We start from the raw sequence: 18,556 nt of genomic DNA, 5'->3' as shown, positions 1-18,556 counted from the left end.
GCTTCGCGTCTTTTTAGTCAAGGTAGATAAACTCGGCTCCATGTCTGCGCGCGTACTGCTCATTACGAATGACTTCCCGCCTCGCGATGGTGGAATCGAGTCCTACCTGCGTGATTTCTGTGCTCGTTTGGATCCAGAGAACCTCGTAGTCCTCGCGTCCTCGCGAGCCCCCGAAGAAAAGCTCCGCGCCTACGACGAGTCGCTACCGTACCGCGTCTACCGCATGTGTGATTCCGTGCTGCTGCCGCTACCGCACGTAGCTCGCCGCGCCGCTCAGATTATTCGCACCGAACGCATTGACACCGTCTGGTTTGGTGCCGCCGCGCCACTTGGTTTGCTTGCCGACGCGTGCCGTCGCGCAGGTGCAACCCGCATTGTCGCTACCACTCATGGACATGAAGTGGGCTGGTCGATGCTGCCATTGACCCGCCATATGTTGGGGTGCATTGGTAAAAGCTCCGATGTTGTGACCTATATTTCCCGCTACACCCGTGGTCGATTCGCCGCAGCTTTTGGCCCGCAAACCGCATTTGAACGCCTTCCCTCCGGTGTTGATATCAAGAGGTTTTCCCCGGACCCCGAATTGGGGCAGGAGATTCGGAAGCGCCACGGAATCGGTGAGTCCCAGCCACTTATTGTCTGTATCTCCCGGCTAGTGCGCCGAAAAGGACAGGACATGCTTATCCGCAGCATGCCTAAGGTTCTTGAGCGGCACCCAGACACCAAGTTGCTGATTGTCGGCGTTGGTTCGCTGGAACGAGAGCTGGAAAAGCTGGCGGAAAGGCTCGGGGTCGCTGACCAGGTTATTTTTGCCGGTAAGGTCTCCTTTGAGGATCTCCCTGCCTACTACAATGCAGCCAGCGTTTTCGCCATGCCGGCCCGGACCCGTGGTCGAGGTCTCGATGTGGAAGGACTCGGCATCGTCTACTTGGAAGCACAGGCCTGTGGTGTCCCCGTGATAGCTGGCAATTCCGGCGGCGCTCCGGAGACTGTCATTGACGGTGAAACGGGCATCGTGGTCGATGGGAGCTCGGAGCGCAGTGTCGCCACCGGTCTGGTTGAGATTTTGGATAATCCGGAGCGGGCGGCGGCGATGGGAGCCCGCGGTCGGGAGCATGTCGTGCAGTCGTGGACCTGGGAGGTCATGGCTGCGCGTGCTCGCCGAATTCTCCGAACCTGCGCAAGCCCTTTATAATTAACTGTTATGGCCATCGATATTCCGATTCATCCGAGCTCAGACGAGTCCACCACCGCTGATAGCCCGGCCATCGGTTTTGATATTGGTGGAACAAACCTGCGTGCTGCGGTGGTCAGCGCTGATGGGCAGGTGTTGTACCGAGTGCAGACCAGCTCTGATGGCAGCGTGGATGCCATCGAACGTGGCATTGTCCAGACTTCTGAGCGCTTGGTTGAGCGCTTCCCAGATGTCAGCGCCATCGGCTTAGCTGTAGCTGGTTTCTTGGATTCTGACCGTCAGACGGTTCGCTTTGCTCCGCATCTGCCGTGGCGCGATGCGAACGTCGTCAAGCGTTTATCCTTGCTTCTCCCGTGCCCCCTGCAGCTTGAGCACGACGCCAACTCAGCCGCGTGGGGTGAGTATCGCTTTGGTGCGGCTCGCGGTGCGGATAACTGGGTGCTTTTTGCGCTCGGTACGGGAATTGGCGGCGCGATGATGCAGGGCGGTGAGATTTATCGCGGCGCGTACGGCACGGCACCGGAATTCGGTCACCTTACCGTTGTGCCAGATGGTCGGCCCTGCTCCTGTGGGAAACGCGGTTGCTTGGAGCGTTACTGCTCGGGTACGGCATTGGTTACGACTGCGCAAGAGCTCTCTGAATCCGGTCGCTACTTCTCTCGGCTTACCGACGGGCTCGTGGCTGGCTCGGTGACTGGTACCGATGTCGTCTCGGCTGCTCGGCAGGGGGATGATTTGGCTCTGGCTGCGGTTGATGATTTCGCTACTTGGTTGGGGCGTGGCCTGTCGATGGTGGGTGATGTTTTTGATCCGGAGTTGATTGTCATCGGTGGAGGCGTTGCCTCGGCTTCTGATTTGTACCTAGACAATGCTAAGGCGGAGTTTGCCCGGAATCTCACCGGTGCCGGCTATCGTCCGGTGGCGGAGGTGCGAATCGCTGAGCTCGGTGCCGATGCCGGGTTGATTGGTGTGGCAGATATTGCGCGCAGCGTTGTGGCTGCTGAGGATGCGGCGTCGTCCTAAAGCGTAATTTGGGGGATTTTTGGGGACCCCGCCCGCGAAAAAGTGGGGGGGAATAGCTGCGGAGTTGGATCCCTGGACGATGTGAACCTGTATAGTTTTAAACTGTGAATAATCGCTGGTACAAGTTCTTTAAGTACATCCTCATCGGTCCTTGGCTGCGGATTTATAATCGCCCCTACTACATCGGTGGTGAGAAGATTCCACAGGAAGGCCCAGCGCTGATGGTGTCGAACCACCTCGCTGTGATGGATCACTTTTTCTTCCCACTGGTCTGCCGTCGTCAGCTGACGTTCCTGGCGAAGGCGGAGTACTTCACCACGCCGGGCTTTGTCGGCGGTATTCAGAAGTTCTTTTTCTCTTCGGTCGGGCAGGTGCCGATTGACCGTACGTCTGGTGATGCGGCTCGCGATGCGCTGAATGCCGGTTTGAAAGTGCTGTCGCGCGGTGACCTACTGGGCATTTCCTTGGAGGGAACTCGCAGCCCGGATGGTCGACTGTACCGCGGTAAAACCGGTGCGGCGCGTGTGGCGCTGGAGACCGGTGTACCGGTGTTTCCAATGGCGATGATCGATACGGAGAAGGCCAACCCGATTGGTTCGTGGATTCCGCGTCCGGTGAAGGTTGGCACGATTATCGGCGATCCAATCGATCCGTCGGAGTACAAAGCCAAGTACAGCGATGAGTACGAAGCGGCCAGGGCGCTGACAGATGATCTGATTAAGGAGATTCAGAAGCTCTCGGGTCAGGAATATGTCAATGCATATGCGACCGATGTGAAGAAGTCCTTGGAGGCCGGCAACGGCTATCCGGAAGGGACCGAGCCGGGTGGCGAGCTGACTATTCCGGCTCCGGGGCCGAAGCCGACCCCTCGTCGCTGGTTTCGACGCGCTCGCTAGAATAAGGCGCAGATAGTTTTCGCGACAGCGGGGCTGCACACTTCCTATGCCGATTTGGTGCGTGGGAAGAACTGCTCGGTAGGGCTCCACATTTTTTCAGTCGCGAGATAGCCGACGCGAGGCTGAGGCTGGAGAGGATTCCACACCGTGCGTTATTTTTATGACACCGAGTTTATTGAAGACGGCAAGACAATTGATCTTGTCTCCATCGGTGTCGTAGCTGAGGACGGCCGCGAGTACTACGCGGTGTCTACCGAGTTCAATGAGAGTAAGGCTGGCCCGTGGGTGCGGGCCAATGTGCTCAATCAGCTGCCCAATCCCTCATCCCCGCTGTGGAAGAACCGGGACACTATCCGCGAGGAACTACTGGCATTTTTCACAGAACCCGGTACAGGTAGCCCAGAGCTATGGGCTTGGGTGGGGGCCTATGATCACATTGCGTTGGTGCAGCTTTGGGGCGATATGACCAAGCTGCCACAGGTCATGCCGCGCTATACCCGCGAACTCAAGCAGTATTGGGAGATGGCAGGCAAACCACGGCTGCCCAAGCAGACCGCAGGCAAGCACGACGCGCTGGCAGATGCCCAGCACAATCTAGTGAAATTTCAGCGGATTGCAGAGAAGATGCCGCTTGATTAGGCAGCGGAATTCGAATATTTGGTGACCTGACTAACACCCTTCCGGCGTGGGCACTACAATGAACTTCTGTGAGTTGGACTATTGATCTCCCTGTAGATGACCTGCCCGATCTGCCGCCGCTTCCCGGTGACATGGCTGAACGCTTTGCTGATGTCATATCGCGCCAAGCTCTACAGCAGCCAAGCTGGGATGCCCGTGCCGCCGCTAACGTGCGACGCATTCTCGAAACGGTGCCGCCAATTGTGGTCGCGCCCGAGATTCGTAAGCTTCGCCAGGAGCTTGCCGACGTCGCCAATGGTAAGGCCTTCCTGCTGCAGGGCGGTGATTGTGCAGAGACCTTTGAGTCCAATACCGAACCACACATTCGCGCCAATGTGAAGACCTTGCTGCAGATGGCCGTTGTGCTGACCTACGGCGCATCCACACCTGTCGTGAAGATGGCTCGCATCGCTGGTCAGTACGCCAAGCCGCGCTCGAAGGACATTGACGGTGACGGCTTGCTCAGCTACCGCGGTGACATGGTCAACGGCGTTGAGCCGACTGAAGAAGCTCGGGTTCACGACCCGGCTCGAATGGTGCGTGCTTACGCCAACGCCTCTGCGGCAATGAATCTGGTACGTGCCCTGACCGGTTCGGGCACCGCTGACCTGCACCGTCTGCACGAGTGGAACCGAGAGTTCGTCAGCAACTCGCCGGCGGGGGCTCGCTACGAGGATCTGGCACGCGAGATTGATCACGCGCTGCAGTTCATGGCTGCCTGTGGTGTTGCGGACTCCAACCTGCAGACCGCGCAGATTTACTGCTCGCACGAGGCACTGGTTGTTGACTACGAGCGCGCCATGCTGCGCCTGTCTGAAAACGATGGCAACCAGGAGCTTTTCAACCTCTCGGCGCACCAGCTGTGGATTGGTGAGCGCACCCGTGGTATCGAAGACTTCCACGTCAACCTTGCCGCCATGATTGGCAACCCTGTCGGTGTGAAGATTGGCCCGACCACCACGCCGGAGGAAGCTGTCGCTTACGCCGACAAACTTGATCCGTTCTTCCAGCCTGGCCGTCTGACCCTGACTTCGCGTCTGGGCAATGACAAGGTTCGCTCCGTGCTGCCTCCGATTGTCGAGGCTGTGGAAGCTTCTGGTCACAAGGTCATTTGGCAGTGCGACCCGATGCACGGCAACACCTACTCGGCCTCCAATGGTTACAAGACTCGCCACTTCGACCGCATTGTCGACGAGGTTCAGGGCTTCTTCGAGGTTCACCGTTCGATTGGTTCGCACCCGGGCGGTATCCACGTGGAGCTGACCGGCGAAGATGTCACCGAGTGCCTTGGCGGTGCGCAGGACATTTCCGATGTCGATCTGCCAGGCCGTTACGCATCCGCCTGTGACCCGCGCCTGAACACTCAGCAGTCGCTGGAGCTGGCCTTCCTGGTCGCCGAGATGCTGCGCAACTAGTTCAGCTAGGTACAACGAGTGCAGCTAGCACAGTGCTGCACTCCTTACAGTGCTGCACTCTTTACAGAGTGCTGACCGAAATGCTGTCGCCCGCTGTGGCCTTCGCGCCCGGTCGGGGTGACTGCAACACGATGCGGTCGTCATCGTTCACAGAGCCGTCGATGTCAAGCTGAAGATGCTGTTTCTCCGCTTCACGACGTGCCTGCGCAACGGTCTTACCCAGCAGCTGCGGAACCTTTACTGCCCTGGACACGGTCAGCGTGACAGTTGCATCATTGGGGTTAACCAGACGGCCTGCACTCGGCGAGATTGCGTCAACGCGGCCATAGTCGCGCGATGACGAGGACGCGTCCTTTACCTCGCTAACCTCAATGCCCGCGCGCTGCAGCATCTTGCGGGCAGTATCCTCCGACTTGCCCACCACATTGGGCACTTCGATGCCGTTGTTAATGGTCAGAGTCACAGAACTTCCGCGTTCGAGGCCAGTACCTTCCTCAGGAGACACAGAAATAACCTCGTCCGGCTCAGCAGAGGACGAGAACTCTTCCGATACTTCCCGGACTTCCAGCCCGGCCTTGCTCAGCAGCTCACGAGCTTCATCCTCTCGAAGCCCCACAATCTTCGGTACCCTCACCGGTGCCGGGCCCTTGGAATAGTGCACGGTCACAACTGAGCCAACATCGACGGACTGGCCTGGAGCGGGGACCGCAAAGACTAATCCGCCGGTGGAGACATCATCGGAAAAGACGGGGTCTCCGACCTCTTCTTTCAAGGTTCGCTTAGCTAGGGCTGCGCTGAACACTTCCTTGGAGTGGTTCGCAGGATATGCGGGCACGGTTGGGCGTCCGAGGCTGACCAGAACACGCACATCATCACCACGGACAACCCGCGCACCAGCCAGCGGCTCCGAGCCAATAATCTGGGACACTGCTACATCGTTGTCGTAGCGTTCATCGACCACCGGTTCAAAGCCCGCTTCGCTGATTGCGGTCATCGCCTGTGGCTGTGACAGCCCAGTGATGGAAGGGACCTCGCCGTAGCGGCCAGAGCCCAGCCACCATGCACCGAGGCCCATGCCCAAGGTGGCAACCAGCGCGATAATCAGCCACAATGCGCATCCGCGACGCGTCCGCTGCCTGGTAGCACGACGGCTCTTCGGCGTCTGTGTCTGAGCAGATCGCGGCTGCAGATGCTGGGGCCCCTGAGAACCCGGCGGCAGCGGATATTCGGGTGGATCCGAACCTTCAGCTGGTATGACGGCTCCGCCCTGCGGGGCTGGGGTTTCCCAAGCAGCGGAATCGTACCCATCGTGGCGTTCGAATGCGCGCGTCCGACCCGCATCCGGGTCATCGAAATCATCGAAGAGCTTCGGTGGTCCCGGTGGTAGGGGAGAGACAGGGCCACCGGGTGTGTCCGTCGAGAAGCCATAGGCATCGTGACCGAATCGCTCTGGTGTCGTCTCTGCGGTGTCGTGGCGTTCATCCGCATGGCCGATGTCCGGGTGTACCGGACGGCGAATGTCCGGGATGAAGTCCTCGGCCGCGGCGGCGTTGGCGGCAGCCGAATTCACAGGGGAAGGCACGCGGAACGGCGGCAACTCCAATTCGTCTACAATTTCTTCGAGTGCGTCGGCGAATTCCTCGGCAGTTGCAAACCGATTTTCCGGCTTGCGGGAACAAGCACGGGCGACCAACTCGTCGAACTCCTCCGGAACGCCGTCGATGAGCTCGGATGGCGGCGGGACATCTTCGTTCAGGCGCTTCATAGCGACGCCCAGCGAAGAATCGGCGATAAACGGGGTAGTGCCGGTAAGCAGCTCAAAGAGCAAAATGCCCGCCGAATACACATCGGAGGCGGGGGAGATGGACTCGCCCGTGACCTGCTCTGGGGCAAGATAAGCCACGGTACCGACGATGACGGAGTTGGAGGTCACCTTGGCATCAGCGGCCGCGCGCACTAGACCGAAGTCCGCTAGCTTCACGCGCCCGTCCGAGGCAATTAGCACGTTTTCCGGCTTAATATCGCGGTGCACCATGCCACGGGAATGCGCCACGGACAGGGCACGAAGAACCGAGCGCATAACGACGGCAGCCGCGTGCGGAGGCATCGGACCGCGCTGACGGAGCAGTTCGCGCAGTGTGCCGCCGTCGACGAATTCCATAATGAGGAACACATGCCCAGCCGGGTCTGTGCCCTGGTCATAAACATTGACCAGCGACTCATCATTGAGATGCGCGACCGCGCGAGCCTCACGTTCGAAACGGATACGGAAAGACTCGTCGTCGACAAAGCGCGGGTCCATGACCTTCGCAGCCACCCTGCGATCGAGCCGCAAATCGGTGGCGCAGTACACGGTGCTCATCCCACCGTGCGCGATGGTGGCTCCAATACGGTAGCGACCATCGAGAATCTGCCCCTCGACAAGCTGCGACATAAATCAGCCTTCCCTGTTCTAATCAGTTGCTTCTAACAAGTATATGGGGACGTACCGGCTACGAAGCCAACGCGCTAAAGTGACCAGTGTGAGAAAGATTCCAACTTGCCACGATGTCCTGAGCGCCGACGAACCCACTCTTGCGCTACCCGATGCCGCTGACCTCATTGGCGTCGCCGTCACCCGAATTCACGCATTGCTGCAGGAAGGACGCCTTATTGCAGTCAACCGCAACGGCATTGCACAAATTCCCGCTCGCTTCTTCGAGGACGACGAGGTCGCGCGTTTCGTTCCTGGCGCACTCGCATTGCTTGCCGACGGAGGCTATACGCGAGAGGAAGCGCTGGAGTGGCTATTCACCGAAGATGAGTCTCTGCCTGGGCGCCCGGTGGACGCCCTGCACGGTCATCTCGCTCGCGAAGTAATGCGCCGCGCACAGGCTATGGCATTGTAAGCTCGGACAGCGTTCTACGCCCTCGATAGCTCCTGTCGCAATCGCCCGGTCACTGCTGCGAAAAGCAGTGGTAGGGCGATTTTTGCTTTTCGAGCGCGCCCCACTTGTGCGCGCTGCGCGAAGACGTTGTAGTTAGCTCGCTCAATCTCGCCGAGGATATCCGAGTAGAGAATCTCCGCAGCACGGATGGCCTGTCGGCCGGGCACATCCAACATGTCCACGCCGACGCTGGCTTCGGCATAGAGTGCGCGGTTGCGGGCGACGAAGTAGGCCAACGTCTGGCGCACCGCAGGGGTCGTCTGCCCAGTAGCGACACAGTAACTAATTTCTTCGGTACTCACACCGAAGGCCTCCCAATCATTCAGCGGTAGGTAAATGCGGCCACGCTGAAAATCCTCGGCAATGTCGCGGAGAAAATTAGTCACCTGAAAGGCTCTGCCCAGACACTCGGCGTAGGGGGCGGCTTCTTCACGGGAGACTCCTGCGCAGGTGCCCAGGATGGGCATCATCTCCAGGCCGATGACGGCAGCGGAGCCCCACATATACGAGTCGAGCTGCTCCCAGGTTTCAAAATGTGCGATGTGGCAGGATGTGTCGGGCACGTCCATCAGCATGGAGTGGATAAAGTCCGCAGAGAGCTGTGGATCGATGTAGTAGTCGCGAAAAGTCTGCGCGGCCGCCGAGATAACGGCACGGTCGCGGTCGCGGTGGACGTCGTCAAGCGAACCGGTGACGACGGCTGAGTGGAAGAGCTCGCTTAAGTGCGTGACCGTTGCTTCGATGTGCGCGGGGGAGCAATTGGTGTCGGCGGGGCAGTCGACGTAGTCATCGACTATCCGCGCCCAGGCGTAGAGGGACCAGACCGCGCGTTGCTGACGGGGTGTCAATAGTCGTGTGGCCAGGGAATACGTGCGACCGTGGGAGGTCATAATATCGCGGCAGAGCTCGTAGGAGTTCGGCAGCGCGATGGTTGAGTGGGGCTGTGGGGTGGGCATGGACAACTATGCGACCTCGGTCGATCGCGGCAAGGGCGGTGTCGTGGAATCCGTGTTGGCGGCGGAGTTATCGTCGCGCCACGGGTACTTCCAGCCGAATTTTCCAGTGGTCAGCCAGCCGGTGGCCAGCCAGCCGAGAACGGTGATGATAATCATCCAGGGCACGTCGTAGAAGCGGTGATTGCCACCGCCGGCGAACGACAGCGACAGGATGAACGTGAACATCACGGTGCCCTGAATAACCCATCGTGGCGGGCGAATTGTTCCCATGGGGGTCAGCAAACTGGCGTAGTACCAGGGCAGTGCCACGGCATTAAAGACGCAGGCCACGACGTAGGCGGCAATCATGCCAGCGACATTGTTACGTGGCGTGGCTCGGAAGTAGAACCAGGAAATCACAAGTCCCACCAGCATGATGACAGAAGAGACCACGCGTGTGTGGCTGACAACGACGTTAAAGCCGATGTCGTCGTTGAACCACACCATGATGCCGGAAATCACACCAGCGACCGCTGACGGTGCTGCCAGCGGATTAATGACCTTAGTATTGCCACTGATCTCGGAGACCCAGCCCCAGCTCGAACCGGTCAGCCAGGTCACCACCGCAAGCGTACCGACGCAGACTGCGACCAACACGATGCCAACACCGGCAATCGCCGGAATCTTCCGCAGCATCTGTTGAAGCGTGGTGATGGGCTCGCTCCTAGTCAGCACGATCCACACTACGAAGGGCAACGCCAAGACAGCGGTGGCTTTCAGAGCGACACCGATCCCGATGAGGACAGCAGCGATCAGACCACCCGGCAACCGCTCCATGCGCAGTGCGGCAACCAGCGCCAGGCTTACCAAACCGACCATCAGTGCCTCGTTGTGCATGCCCGCAATCAGATGCAGCAGCACCAGTGGATTGAGCACGCCGAGCCATTGCGCGAAAGCCGGGTTTGCTCCAAGCGCTTGGGCGATTCGCGGAATCGACCAGACAATGGCGGCGAAGCCCAGCAGGCACACGATGCGGTAGAGAATCACACCAACGGTGATGTTGTCGCCGACGATGCGCGTGATGGCTTCACCGATGCCCAGATGCAGCGGGCCATACGGAGTAGTGGTGTTACGCCAGTCTGCGGATACCTCCAGCAGCATTGGCCCCGGGTTGGCTGCCGCACCTTCGGTGTAGGGATCGAATCCGTCGCGGACCATCGCCCCCTGCATGAGATACGAATAAACATCACGGGAAAACAGCGGGGCAGCCAGTGATAGGGGAATTGCCCAGGCCAACAGAGTGGAATTGAAACGGCGCAACGTGGACTCATCGCTGGCATCACTTGCCGCACCTGTAGCACTTTCCGTACCGCCAGGGAGGGCGGAAGCGGTTACAACGTCCCGGATAGCCCCCTTCGAAAACAGCAGCTCCCGCCCGATGCGCAGCCACGAGACCAGCAAGAGGGCAATGCCCACCCAAATCACAATCTCACAGAAAATCTGACCGTGACCGTAGGTAATCCAGTCGAGACCGAGAGCGTGAACAACACCGCCACGGTAGCGATTCGCACCGGAACCGTAGGAGCCCAGAGCGATGAGGATGCCACCGTAAACACCCAGCTGAGCACTCCGCGATAAATTCATGTCAACCTAAACAATCGATAAATTGCTGATTCATTAATCTTAGTTGGTCAGTGACCACCGGCAGACATCCGGGAGACACTCGGGGAGCTACGGCGTTTCAAACCGCTGTGCCGCAAGTCGGCCGGAAATCATGACTGTCGGCACACCAACACCCGGCACAGTCGTCGATCCCGCCAGCACCACATTCCCCGGCATCTTCGGAGAGAAGTTGCGGGGACGGAACGGCCCCGTCTGTCGGAACAGATGTGCGAGCCCAAACGGCGAGCCAACGCCCATGTCGCGTTCTCGCCATTGCTGCGGGGTGTCTATCCGTCCCACTCGCCACTTCGTGGAGATTCCGGTCAGCCCGCGGCGCTCCAGCTCGGCGGTTATCTGCGCCACATAGTCCGAACCAATCCGTGACCAGATCAGATTGGCTGACTGCAAGTTCGGGCACGGCGCAAGCACACTGACGGGCTCCCACGCCACGCCGTTCGCATCTGTGACGATGCGCTCCGGTGCGCTCACTGCAGGCCTAGTGACCAGCAACGACGGGTCTGACATCAACTTTCCATGGCGAGGTGACGAGATTTCTTCGAAGGTTTCGTTCCACTTCTCGCCAAATGAAATCAGGTGATGCCGCTTCGGCCACCTTTCGGTCTCCGAAACCGGAATCAGTCCGTGCGCCACCACTGCCGATGGGGAAAATCGTACTGGGAACAGCCGTCGCGGTCCCGTCCGCTTTACGACGTCCCGAATGCCTCGCCACTTCGATGAACCGCTGGCGGCAGAGGTGGCGGCGTCATGAAGCCAGTTCTGCAGAACCGGTAAATCAGTAGTAGCGATGACAGCATCGGTGGAGCGCTCGCCAGCTGTCGTGGTGATGGCAGAGACGAGGTCGGTCTCGTCGAGCTTCAGGCCAGTGACATCAACGTCAAATTCGATGGTGCCGCCAGCTCGGCGGACGGCCTCGGCGAGTAGTTCGACAACTGCGCCCATCCCGGAACCGAATGCGGGGGAGTGCGGATAGTAAACACCCATCGAGGTGTCCATGTGGGAGATGCAGCCGTAGACCGCACGGGCCTTGGCCGGAGGTACACCTGCGTAAAGCGCCTGGAAGCTGAACACGCGAGCGAGGTCATCATCGTCGAGGAATGCACGAATCTTAGGTTCGAGGGCGCCGAAAGCGCCGAGTCGGAGGAGCGTAGTCAGATCGCGAAGCGCGCCGGGCCCGGTGAATAGGTCAGTGACGCGGTCAAAGCTGCGTGACATGAAGTTGTCGAAGCAGGCATTGAAAAGAGTCTGTAACCACGTGCGGAGTTTGCGGTAACCGGCGATGGTGGAGCCAGTGGCACCAAAGCGTGCGAGCTCATCGGCCATCATGTCTTCGTTGGAAAAAACGTCAAGTCCACCGCGGGTGGCAAATTCGGCGCGGTAGGTCGGTGTGATTGGGGAAGCCGAAAAGCCTGGGTCGATATCGCGCGCGTAGAGGCCGACGGCGGCGAGGGCATCGTCGACAAGCGAGGGCATGGTCCATACAGTTGCGCCGGTATCGAAGACAGCGGTGAGCGATTGCCCGTCGACATCGACAGAGATGGGTTCGCTGGCGCAGCGCCCTCCGACGAAGCTTTCCCGCTCGAGGACAGCGACGTCGTAGCCATCTGCGATGGCGTAGAGTGCGGCGGTAAGTCCGGACAGACCTGCACCGATGATGGTCAGTTGTGGTTTGGCGTCCTTATGAGGCCGAGCGACCGCACGGCGCAGACGTGGGGAACTAGTGGGGACATGAGCGTTGGAAGCGGCGGACATGACTACGCAACACCTGGTCTAATGCTGGCGAGCGGTGGCTCGAACTCCCATGGCGATGAGGTTCTCGCGCGAGGTTGCAGGCAGGTCGGCGTTTTCGATGGTGGCGAAGGCGCGGCTGGTCAGACGGTCGATTTCACGTTCGACGGCATCGGCAGCGCCGGAATCAGCGATGAGATTGCGCAGTTCATCGATATCTGCAGCAGACGTGACCGAACCCAGATGCTCATCGATAAAACGTGCCTTTTCAGGTGCGGAATCGCGGTAGAGGTTCAACGCTTGGCCGACCAGGACAGTTCGCTTGCCCTCGCGGAGGTCATCGCCGGCCGGCTTGCCCGTGATCTCGGGGTCGCCGAAGACCCCCAGCTGATCGTCGCGGAGCTGGAATGCCACACCGATGTCACGGCCGAAGCTGCGGTAGGCCTCAATCAATTCCGTCGGTGCTCCTGCAATCGCGGCGCCGATGTGAAGAGGGCGCTCAATGGTGTAGGCAGCAGTCTTGAACAGATTGATCTTCTCAGCCGTGCCGACGCGGCTGTCGCGGCTGGCCTCGGCAGTGATGTCAAGCAATTGGCCGCCAAGTACCTCGGTGCGCATAGCACGCCAGGGGATAAGTGCGCGGGTCAACGCTTCCGAGCTGAGGCCCGAAGCATGCAGCATGTCATCAGCCCAGGTCAGGGCAACATCGCCAATGAGAATAGCGGCGGAAATGCCGAAGCGGTCGGCGGCTCCATTCCAGGCATTAGCCTCGTGCTTGGCTTCAAATACCTTATGAATGGTCGGTGCACCGCGGCGCGTATCAGCATCATCGATGATGTCGTCGTGGATGAGAGCACAGGCCTGAATGAGCTCTAAAGCGCTCACTGCGTTCATCACAGCTTGGGAATCCTCTGCAGGGGCGAAACGACCTTCGAGGCCGGCTGCCCCCAGCCATCCCTGCCAGGCAAAAGCTGGACGCACTCGCTTGCCCCCGTTGAGGACGAAGGAATGGAGCGAATCTATGGCCTCGCTGTAGACCGCATCGACCGAGGCGACATCGTCGCCACGGCTTTTGAGGTAATCCTCCAGCGTTTTGGTAACAGCTGCTGGCACTTCGCGGGGTTGCAGCGCGGCCAAATCCAGTTCTTCGCTCATGTGGGCCTCTCGTCGATGACGGGTAATGCTGCTTTAAGGATAGGGCACCGCTTAGTATGAGTGACTATGTCCTCAACAATGCCACTGTCGCCAGGCCGCCAAGTGACAATCCGCCAGGCACTTTCAATGCCGAGCGCGGGCAGTATTCCATTCTCAGTCGAGTTCATGCCGCCGCGTGACGACGCTGCGGAGGAACGCCTTCTCCGTGCGGCTGAGGCCTTCCACGATCTCGGGGCCTCCTTTGCATCGGTGACCTATGGTGCCGGTGGTTCTAGCCGCGACCGCACCCTGCGAATCGCCCAGCGGGTTTCTAAGCAGCCGCTTACGACACTTGTGCACCTGACCTTGGTGGAGCACACCGTCGATGAGCTGCGGGAAATCCTGCGCTCCTACCTAGACGCAGGGTTGACAAATCTGCTCGTTCTGCGTGGTGACCCTCCGGGCGACCCGCTTGGCCCATGGGTGGAGACCGAAGGGGGTCTGCACTACGCCAGCGAACTAATCGAGTTGATTAAGGCGGAGCCGGAGTTCGAGAAATTCGAAATCGGTATTGCGTCGTTCCCGGAAGGGCACTACCGCTCGCCGGATCTGGATCATGACACGCAGTACACGCTGGCCAAGTTGCGCGCGGGGGCCGAGTACTCGATTACGCAGATGTTCTTCGACATTGAGCACTATCTGCGGCTTCGAGACCGCCTGGCAGAAGCGGATCCGGTGCATGGCGCCAAGCCCATCATTCCGGGACTGATGCCGATTACGTCGCTGCGCTCTGTGCGCAGGCAGGTTGAGCTCTCCGGGGCACATTTGCCATCCGATTTGGAGGAACGCCTAATCAAGGCTGCAGATGGTGATGAGCAGGCCAACAAGGATGAGATTCGCAAGATTGGTATCGATTTTTCGACCAACATGGCAGAGCGTCTCATCTCCGAAGGTGTGCCGGGACTGCACTTTATGACTATGAACTTCGCTCGCGCTTCCCAGGAGGTTTTGCACAACCTCGGCATGGCTCCCGCATGGGGCACCGGCCAGGATATGCTGCGTGGCGGTTTTTAACTGCTAAAAGTCCTGCATGTCGCGGACTCTCCGTGCCCACAGGATGCCTAGCGCCGAGGCCAGCACACCGGCGGCTGTGGTCACACCGGCAAACAACAGGAATTGATTCCGTTTGGTGGACCCAGTCGGCGACGATGCCCAGACGGTATGGTTCTCGCCACTGGCGAGTTGCCATTCGACCTTGTTCGGCTCTGTCTGTCGGCCATTGGAGTCAGTAACCTGCTCTGGGAACGTAACGACGAAATCAACCTTCGCGCCGGGCAGGTGGGTCAAATCCATGTGGCCGTTCATTGAAATCTTGCCACCACCTGTACGGTCCAGGTCGATGTCTATGCGGTCGTCGGAAAGCTGGCGGAGCGTATCGGTGAGTTCGATGAAGTGCAGCTCGTTAAACGCGACTTCTATCTTTCCTGTGGATGAGTCGATGACTTCCTGTGAGACACGGTCGGAGAGATCTTCCGGTGCTTTCCACTGCTCAAATTGGGAACGGAATCCTTCCTCGGGTGTGACGTGAACTGTGCCCGAGACCCGGTCGTCGCCGGAAATGGTAAAGCCAGCCTGCGCGTCGAAGCAGCCGCTGAGTGGAAAAATAGCGGCTATTCCGGCGAGTGCTGCGGTGATGCGCAGATGCCGATGCCGTCGACGCGTTTTGGTAGGTTCACTCGGCGATGGTGTCACGGGGAAGATCTACTCCTAGAACTGCAAAGGGACGGGAGTCACCTGTGAAATAAAAGTTCCTTAAAACATCCTTGAAACCAAATTGACGGTAGAGCTGCCATGCTCTATTGGCCTCATTTGGGTACTCCGGGGTGGACAACAACACCCGCGCTTCCGGTCGGGAATCAACCAACTCGCGCAGCAGCCGTTTACCGAGTCCCTGCCCCTGAAAACTTGGGTGAATGTGAATCTCAGACAGTTCGGCGTAGTTGCCCAAGAGCTTGACGACGTCCGGTAGCGAGCGCCCGTCCATGAGCAATCCATCCCTGACCTGGCGATACCACCAGTGTGTATCCAAGCCTGTTCGGCAGTAGCCGATGCCAACCAACCTGCAGCGCGGATCACGGAGAGCCTGGGCAGGGGAGAGTTCTTTGGGGTGGGCGATGGCTGCGGCAGCCATGAATCCCGGTTGCGTGGTCTGCTTCTTCCACTCGTGAAGACGGCCGGGCAAGATAGCTGGGTTGTACTTCATCGCGGTGATGTAGAGCGCCACTGCTTCTTGCAGCCGGAGATTGAAGTCTCCTGCTGTCATCGGAACCACGCTGTATTTCACAGTGACCAGATTAGCGACTTAGACGAACTTGGTTGTGCAATTACTGCAATAACATTTAATCGAACAAGTGTACGAAGTTGTATCGGGTGGAGTCCGGGGTTGGGGATAGATTGCAGTCGAACCCCAAAGGGGGAATAGAAAATCCGTGCTCATGTGAATGCTCAGGCGAAAAGGAGGGCAGTGTGGTGGCAAGGTCGAATGTGGTGGAGTTCAGGGCGATTTCGCAGTCGGGTTCGGTCGCCCCGGTTGGCGTCTCAAAGCAGTCGCTGAAGCTCTTGGGGCGGGCCGAGGTCCTGCTAGCGAATGCCCAGAAGGTTGACTCTGATGAGATGCTGGAGCTTTCTTACTGTGCAGCGCTGCGCTGCGCTGGGGCGTTGTTGAATCGCGACGTTGGGTCGGTAGCTGGGGGCTCTGGCACGGGGTCTCGTTCAGGTTCGACAGCTAAGCGCCGTCGTTCGGCAACACAGAGTGCGTGGTTGCGTTTAAAGAAAGAGCAGCCTGAATTCGACAGCTGGGTATTCAAATTTGAGCAGTTCACTGCGCTGCGTGAGGAAGTCCGGTTGGGTATCGCTCGCCGCATTGATTCGCAGCGGGCGCAGGAGTTGTGGGATTTAAGCTGCGCGTTTCTAGAGGTTGTTCGGGCTGAGTTGGGTGTTTTGCCTGCGGCAGCATAAGTTGGTGGGGTCGCAGTAAAAGTTGCTTTCCTAAATAAATGGGGGATTGTCCGAATTCATGGAACAATAGAGGTGAGTCGCCCGTTGAAGGGGTAAGAATGAAGCTAACGGACGCCGCGTTAGCAGCAGGTGGCCTGTGATTAACTTTGCCGTATCGGCATTGTTAGTTGGGGTCGAGGCTCGCCAGTATCGCGGTGGGCAATGCTCAAGTAGGCGATGGAGGAATTGTGGGACTATCTGAGCACGAACAGCGGATGCTCGACGAAATCGAGTCTGCACTCTACGCTGAGGATCCTAAATTTAGTTCGACGATGGCCGGAAATGCATTCAGCTTTCCGGAGGAAAATAGCGCACCCCGTGGGTTTTCCATCCGAGTGATTGCGCTCATGCTCCTTGGTCTGCTGATGCTGATTGGTGGCGTCGCTCTTTTCTCCGTGAGTGCTTGGTTTATTGTGCTGTCGGTTGCCGGCTTCGGGCTTATGTTTGGCTCTGGTGTTTGGGCTCTGACGGGCGCCGGCAATCCAGAGAAGGCTAGTTCCACTTCGAGGCTAAGCTTCGGAAAGTCCAAGTCCGGATCGGCAAAAAGTCGTCGAGGCGCCTCTGGTGGTCGTGGCTCCTCTGGTGATTCCACGCTGGAGTCGCGTTTCCGTGGTCGCTTCGAGGGACGTTAGGGGATAGGCCTCAAGATTTAAAAGGTGAGGGCAAGTCAGTGATGGCTTGCCCTCACCTTTTTGTTTTTCTAGCTGTGAATCATTCCTACGAAGCCCTTCCCACTTCGCCCCACTAAAATTCCCCACTTTCCCCCACCTTGATCTCGAGGTGGGGAATTTTAATATGGGATGGTTTCCCTTGGCTGTCTAGGACTAGGCCTAGTTTGAGTAAACATGCAGGCCAAGGGGTTAAGGTGGGTGGGCAATCGGGCTTTGGATAGTTTTTGATAAACAACCGATGGGTAGTGGGGTGTATGCCATATAGTGTGGCTGGTGGGGTTGATGTGACATTAGGAGCGTGGGGCTACGGGCAGGTTCCCCACTTTTTAGTCGCACTTTAATTGTCGGGGAGTTTCCGTAAAAGCCCATGTCGAACGTGCTAAATCAGGGATTGTGAAATCGAATTGGCTCTGGCGTTGAGGTAAATTTTCTCCTTCCGGTGTTGATAGTGGGGGATAGTGGGGTAAAGTGGGGCGTGATGTTGATTGAGGTTGTTCAGCATTGCAGAAGTGAATATCCGATTTGCGCTTAAGGTTTGGCGAGATTTTGGCATCGCAGGAAAGCACGGCCCTCCAGCTCTGCTTGAAAAGCAACGCCTAAATCCCTGAATTCGGTAAGCGTTTGTGCGTTGACATTGAGGTTGACACGGGGATAGGAGGCCAGTGACGCATGTTTCTGGGCACCTACACTCCGAAACTTGATGACAAAGGGCGCCTGACGTTGCCGGCGAAGTTCCGTGAGGATCTCGCAGGTGGCCTGATGGTCACTAAAGGGCAGGACCATTCTCTGGCGGTGTATCCGAAAGAGGAGTTCGTCAAGCTGGCTCAGCGGGCCACTAAGGCCTCTCGTACGAATGTCAAGGCGCGAGCTTTCATCCGAAATCTTGCGGCGAGCACCGATGAGCAGCGGCCTGATGGTTCGGGGCGAATCACGTTATCGATGGATCACCGTCGGTACGCGAATCTCTCGAAGGAGTGCGTGGTTATCGGCTCTATTGACTTTCTGGAGATCTGGGACAAAGAGTCCTGGGAGGCCTACCAGGCGGAGCATGAAACTGATTTCTCCGAAGGTGAGGATGACTCGCTGTTCGGCGTTTTATAAACCGCTTGGAATAACCGAAAAGAGGGAATGTCCGCATGGACTCTGCCTGATAGCCCCTGGTGTACTTCCCCGATACCAGGTTCTGTCAGGCGGGGCCCTGTGAACATCCCCGCTTT

17 protein-coding genes are annotated in these 18,556 nt (G+C 58.5%); 10 read left to right on the top strand and 7 right to left on the bottom strand.

The window, feature by feature from the left end; translation table 11 throughout:
- The first annotated feature begins 40 nt into the window (after positions 1 to 40).
- The 5 genes from ADA16_RS02830 (at position 41) to ADA16_RS02810 (ending at position 5,207) form a co-directional block, all read left to right on the top strand.
- Positions 41 to 1,195, top strand: coding sequence for a glycosyltransferase family 4 protein (locus ADA16_RS02830; RefSeq protein WP_048759001.1), 1,155 nt, complete (start codon positions 41 to 43; stop codon positions 1,193 to 1,195).
- A 9-nt stretch (positions 1,196 to 1,204) separates the two neighbouring features.
- On the top strand, positions 1,205 to 2,218 hold the full coding sequence (locus tag ADA16_RS02825; RefSeq protein WP_048758999.1) for an ROK family glucokinase: 1,014 nt from the start codon (positions 1,205 to 1,207) through the stop codon (positions 2,216 to 2,218).
- Between the two features lie 104 nt (positions 2,219 to 2,322).
- Positions 2,323 to 3,114: a lysophospholipid acyltransferase family protein gene (locus ADA16_RS02820; RefSeq protein ID WP_048758997.1), complete on the top strand. Its 792-nt coding sequence runs from the start codon at positions 2,323 to 2,325 to the stop codon at positions 3,112 to 3,114.
- A 147-nt stretch (positions 3,115 to 3,261) separates the two neighbouring features.
- A complete protein-coding gene (locus ADA16_RS02815) occupies positions 3,262 to 3,753 on the top strand; it encodes a polyadenylate-specific 3'-exoribonuclease AS (protein WP_048758996.1) in 492 nt (163 codons plus the stop codon).
- A 68-nt stretch (positions 3,754 to 3,821) separates the two neighbouring features.
- Positions 3,822 to 5,207: a class II 3-deoxy-7-phosphoheptulonate synthase gene (locus ADA16_RS02810; protein ID WP_048758994.1), complete on the top strand. Its 1,386-nt coding sequence runs from the start codon at positions 3,822 to 3,824 to the stop codon at positions 5,205 to 5,207.
- 61 nt (positions 5,208 to 5,268) lie between these two features.
- On the opposite strand, the gene ADA16_RS02805 is transcribed toward ADA16_RS02810, so the two are convergent.
- The gene (locus ADA16_RS02805) at positions 5,269 to 7,641 is read right to left on the bottom strand and encodes a Stk1 family PASTA domain-containing Ser/Thr kinase (RefSeq protein WP_048758989.1); all 2,373 of its coding nucleotides are present in this window, start codon (positions 7,639 to 7,641) and stop codon (positions 5,269 to 5,271) included.
- Between the two features lie 79 nt (positions 7,642 to 7,720).
- On the opposite strand from ADA16_RS02805, the gene ADA16_RS02800 reads away from it, so the two are divergent.
- Positions 7,721 to 8,095: an Rv2175c family DNA-binding protein gene (locus ADA16_RS02800; protein ID WP_048758987.1), complete on the top strand. Its 375-nt coding sequence runs from the start codon at positions 7,721 to 7,723 to the stop codon at positions 8,093 to 8,095.
- A gap of 14 nt (positions 8,096 to 8,109) precedes the next feature.
- Here the strand turns inward: ADA16_RS02800 and ADA16_RS02795 are convergent, their stop codons facing one another.
- From ADA16_RS02795 to ADA16_RS02780, 4 genes are all read right to left on the bottom strand, one after another.
- Positions 8,110 to 9,090 carry a phytoene/squalene synthase family protein gene (locus tag ADA16_RS02795; RefSeq protein WP_048758984.1) on the bottom strand — a complete coding sequence of 327 codons (981 nt, stop codon included), beginning with the start codon at positions 9,088 to 9,090 and terminating at the stop codon, positions 8,110 to 8,112.
- A gap of 6 nt (positions 9,091 to 9,096) precedes the next feature.
- On the bottom strand, positions 9,097 to 10,713 hold the full coding sequence (locus tag ADA16_RS02790) for an alpha-(1->6)-mannopyranosyltransferase A (protein WP_048758982.1): 1,617 nt from the start codon (positions 10,711 to 10,713) through the stop codon (positions 9,097 to 9,099).
- 87 nt (positions 10,714 to 10,800) lie between these two features.
- Positions 10,801 to 12,501, bottom strand: a complete 1,701-nt coding sequence (crtI, locus tag ADA16_RS02785) for a phytoene desaturase family protein (RefSeq protein ID WP_048758979.1) — start codon at positions 12,499 to 12,501, stop codon at positions 10,801 to 10,803.
- An 18-nt stretch (positions 12,502 to 12,519) separates the two neighbouring features.
- Complete coding sequence (locus tag ADA16_RS02780) at positions 12,520 to 13,632, bottom strand: polyprenyl synthetase family protein (RefSeq protein WP_048758977.1); 1,113 nt, start codon at positions 13,630 to 13,632, stop codon at positions 12,520 to 12,522.
- A 66-nt stretch (positions 13,633 to 13,698) separates the two neighbouring features.
- Here ADA16_RS02780 and metF point away from each other — a divergent pair, with 66 nt between their 5' ends.
- Entirely contained in the window at positions 13,699 to 14,685 is a 987-nt protein-coding gene (gene metF, locus ADA16_RS02775; protein ID WP_048758974.1) for a methylenetetrahydrofolate reductase [NAD(P)H], read from the top strand.
- A gap of 3 nt (positions 14,686 to 14,688) precedes the next feature.
- Here metF and ADA16_RS02770 read toward each other — a convergent pair whose 3' ends face one another.
- Together ADA16_RS02770 and ADA16_RS02765 are read right to left on the bottom strand one after the other, a co-directional pair.
- A complete protein-coding gene (locus tag ADA16_RS02770; RefSeq protein ID WP_048758972.1) occupies positions 14,689 to 15,363 on the bottom strand; it encodes an LppM family (lipo)protein in 675 nt (224 codons plus the stop codon).
- Complete coding sequence (locus tag ADA16_RS02765; protein ID WP_048758970.1) at positions 15,344 to 15,934, bottom strand: GNAT family N-acetyltransferase; 591 nt, start codon at positions 15,932 to 15,934, stop codon at positions 15,344 to 15,346. Before ADA16_RS02765 ends, ADA16_RS02770 begins: the two co-directional genes overlap by 20 nt.
- Before the next feature lie 206 nt (positions 15,935 to 16,140).
- On the opposite strand from ADA16_RS02765, the gene ADA16_RS02760 reads away from it, so the two are divergent.
- The 3 genes from ADA16_RS02760 (at position 16,141) to mraZ (ending at position 18,440) form a co-directional block, all read left to right on the top strand.
- On the top strand, positions 16,141 to 16,629 hold the full coding sequence (locus ADA16_RS02760; RefSeq protein ID WP_239659316.1) for an SAV_6107 family HEPN domain-containing protein: 489 nt from the start codon (positions 16,141 to 16,143) through the stop codon (positions 16,627 to 16,629).
- A gap of 227 nt (positions 16,630 to 16,856) precedes the next feature.
- Positions 16,857 to 17,300 (top strand): DUF3040 domain-containing protein, encoded by a 444-nt coding sequence (locus ADA16_RS02755; RefSeq protein WP_048758967.1) that lies wholly within the window; start codon positions 16,857 to 16,859, stop codon positions 17,298 to 17,300.
- Positions 17,301 to 18,008: 708 nt separating this feature from the next.
- On the top strand, positions 18,009 to 18,440 hold the full coding sequence (gene mraZ / locus ADA16_RS02750; protein ID WP_048758965.1) for a division/cell wall cluster transcriptional repressor MraZ: 432 nt from the start codon (positions 18,009 to 18,011) through the stop codon (positions 18,438 to 18,440).
- The last annotated feature ends 116 nt before the right edge of the window (positions 18,441 to 18,556 follow it).

Origin of the sequence: Corynebacterium vitaeruminis, from assembly GCF_001054325.1 — a bacterium.
GTDB lineage: Bacteria > Actinomycetota > Actinomycetes > Mycobacteriales > Mycobacteriaceae > Corynebacterium > Corynebacterium vitaeruminis_A.
Note: the sequence above shows the minus strand (reverse complement) of the source record. Positions and strands in the feature narration are given on the sequence as shown.

Coding starts and splice junctions, on each gene's coding strand:
- ADA16_RS02830 (WP_048759001.1), top strand. CDS start 41: ATGTCTGCGCGCGTACTGCTCATTACGAATGACTTCCCGCCTCGCGAT.
- ADA16_RS02825 (WP_048758999.1), top strand. CDS start 1,205: ATGGCCATCGATATTCCGATTCATCCGAGCTCAGACGAGTCCACCACC.
- ADA16_RS02805 (WP_048758989.1), bottom strand. CDS start 7,641: ATGTCGCAGCTTGTCGAGGGGCAGATTCTCGATGGTCGCTACCGTATT.
- ADA16_RS02795 (WP_048758984.1), bottom strand. CDS start 9,090: ATGCCCACCCCACAGCCCCACTCAACCATCGCGCTGCCGAACTCCTAC.
- ADA16_RS02790 (WP_048758982.1), bottom strand. CDS start 10,713: ATGAATTTATCGCGGAGTGCTCAGCTGGGTGTTTACGGTGGCATCCTC.
- crtI (WP_048758979.1), bottom strand. CDS start 12,501: ATGTCCGCCGCTTCCAACGCTCATGTCCCCACTAGTTCCCCACGTCTG.
- ADA16_RS02780 (WP_048758977.1), bottom strand. CDS start 13,632: ATGAGCGAAGAACTGGATTTGGCCGCGCTGCAACCCCGCGAAGTGCCA.
- metF (WP_048758974.1), top strand. CDS start 13,699: ATGTCCTCAACAATGCCACTGTCGCCAGGCCGCCAAGTGACAATCCGC.
- ADA16_RS02765 (WP_048758970.1), bottom strand. CDS start 15,934: ATGACAGCAGGAGACTTCAATCTCCGGCTGCAAGAAGCAGTGGCGCTC.
- mraZ (WP_048758965.1), top strand. CDS start 18,009: ATGTTTCTGGGCACCTACACTCCGAAACTTGATGACAAAGGGCGCCTG.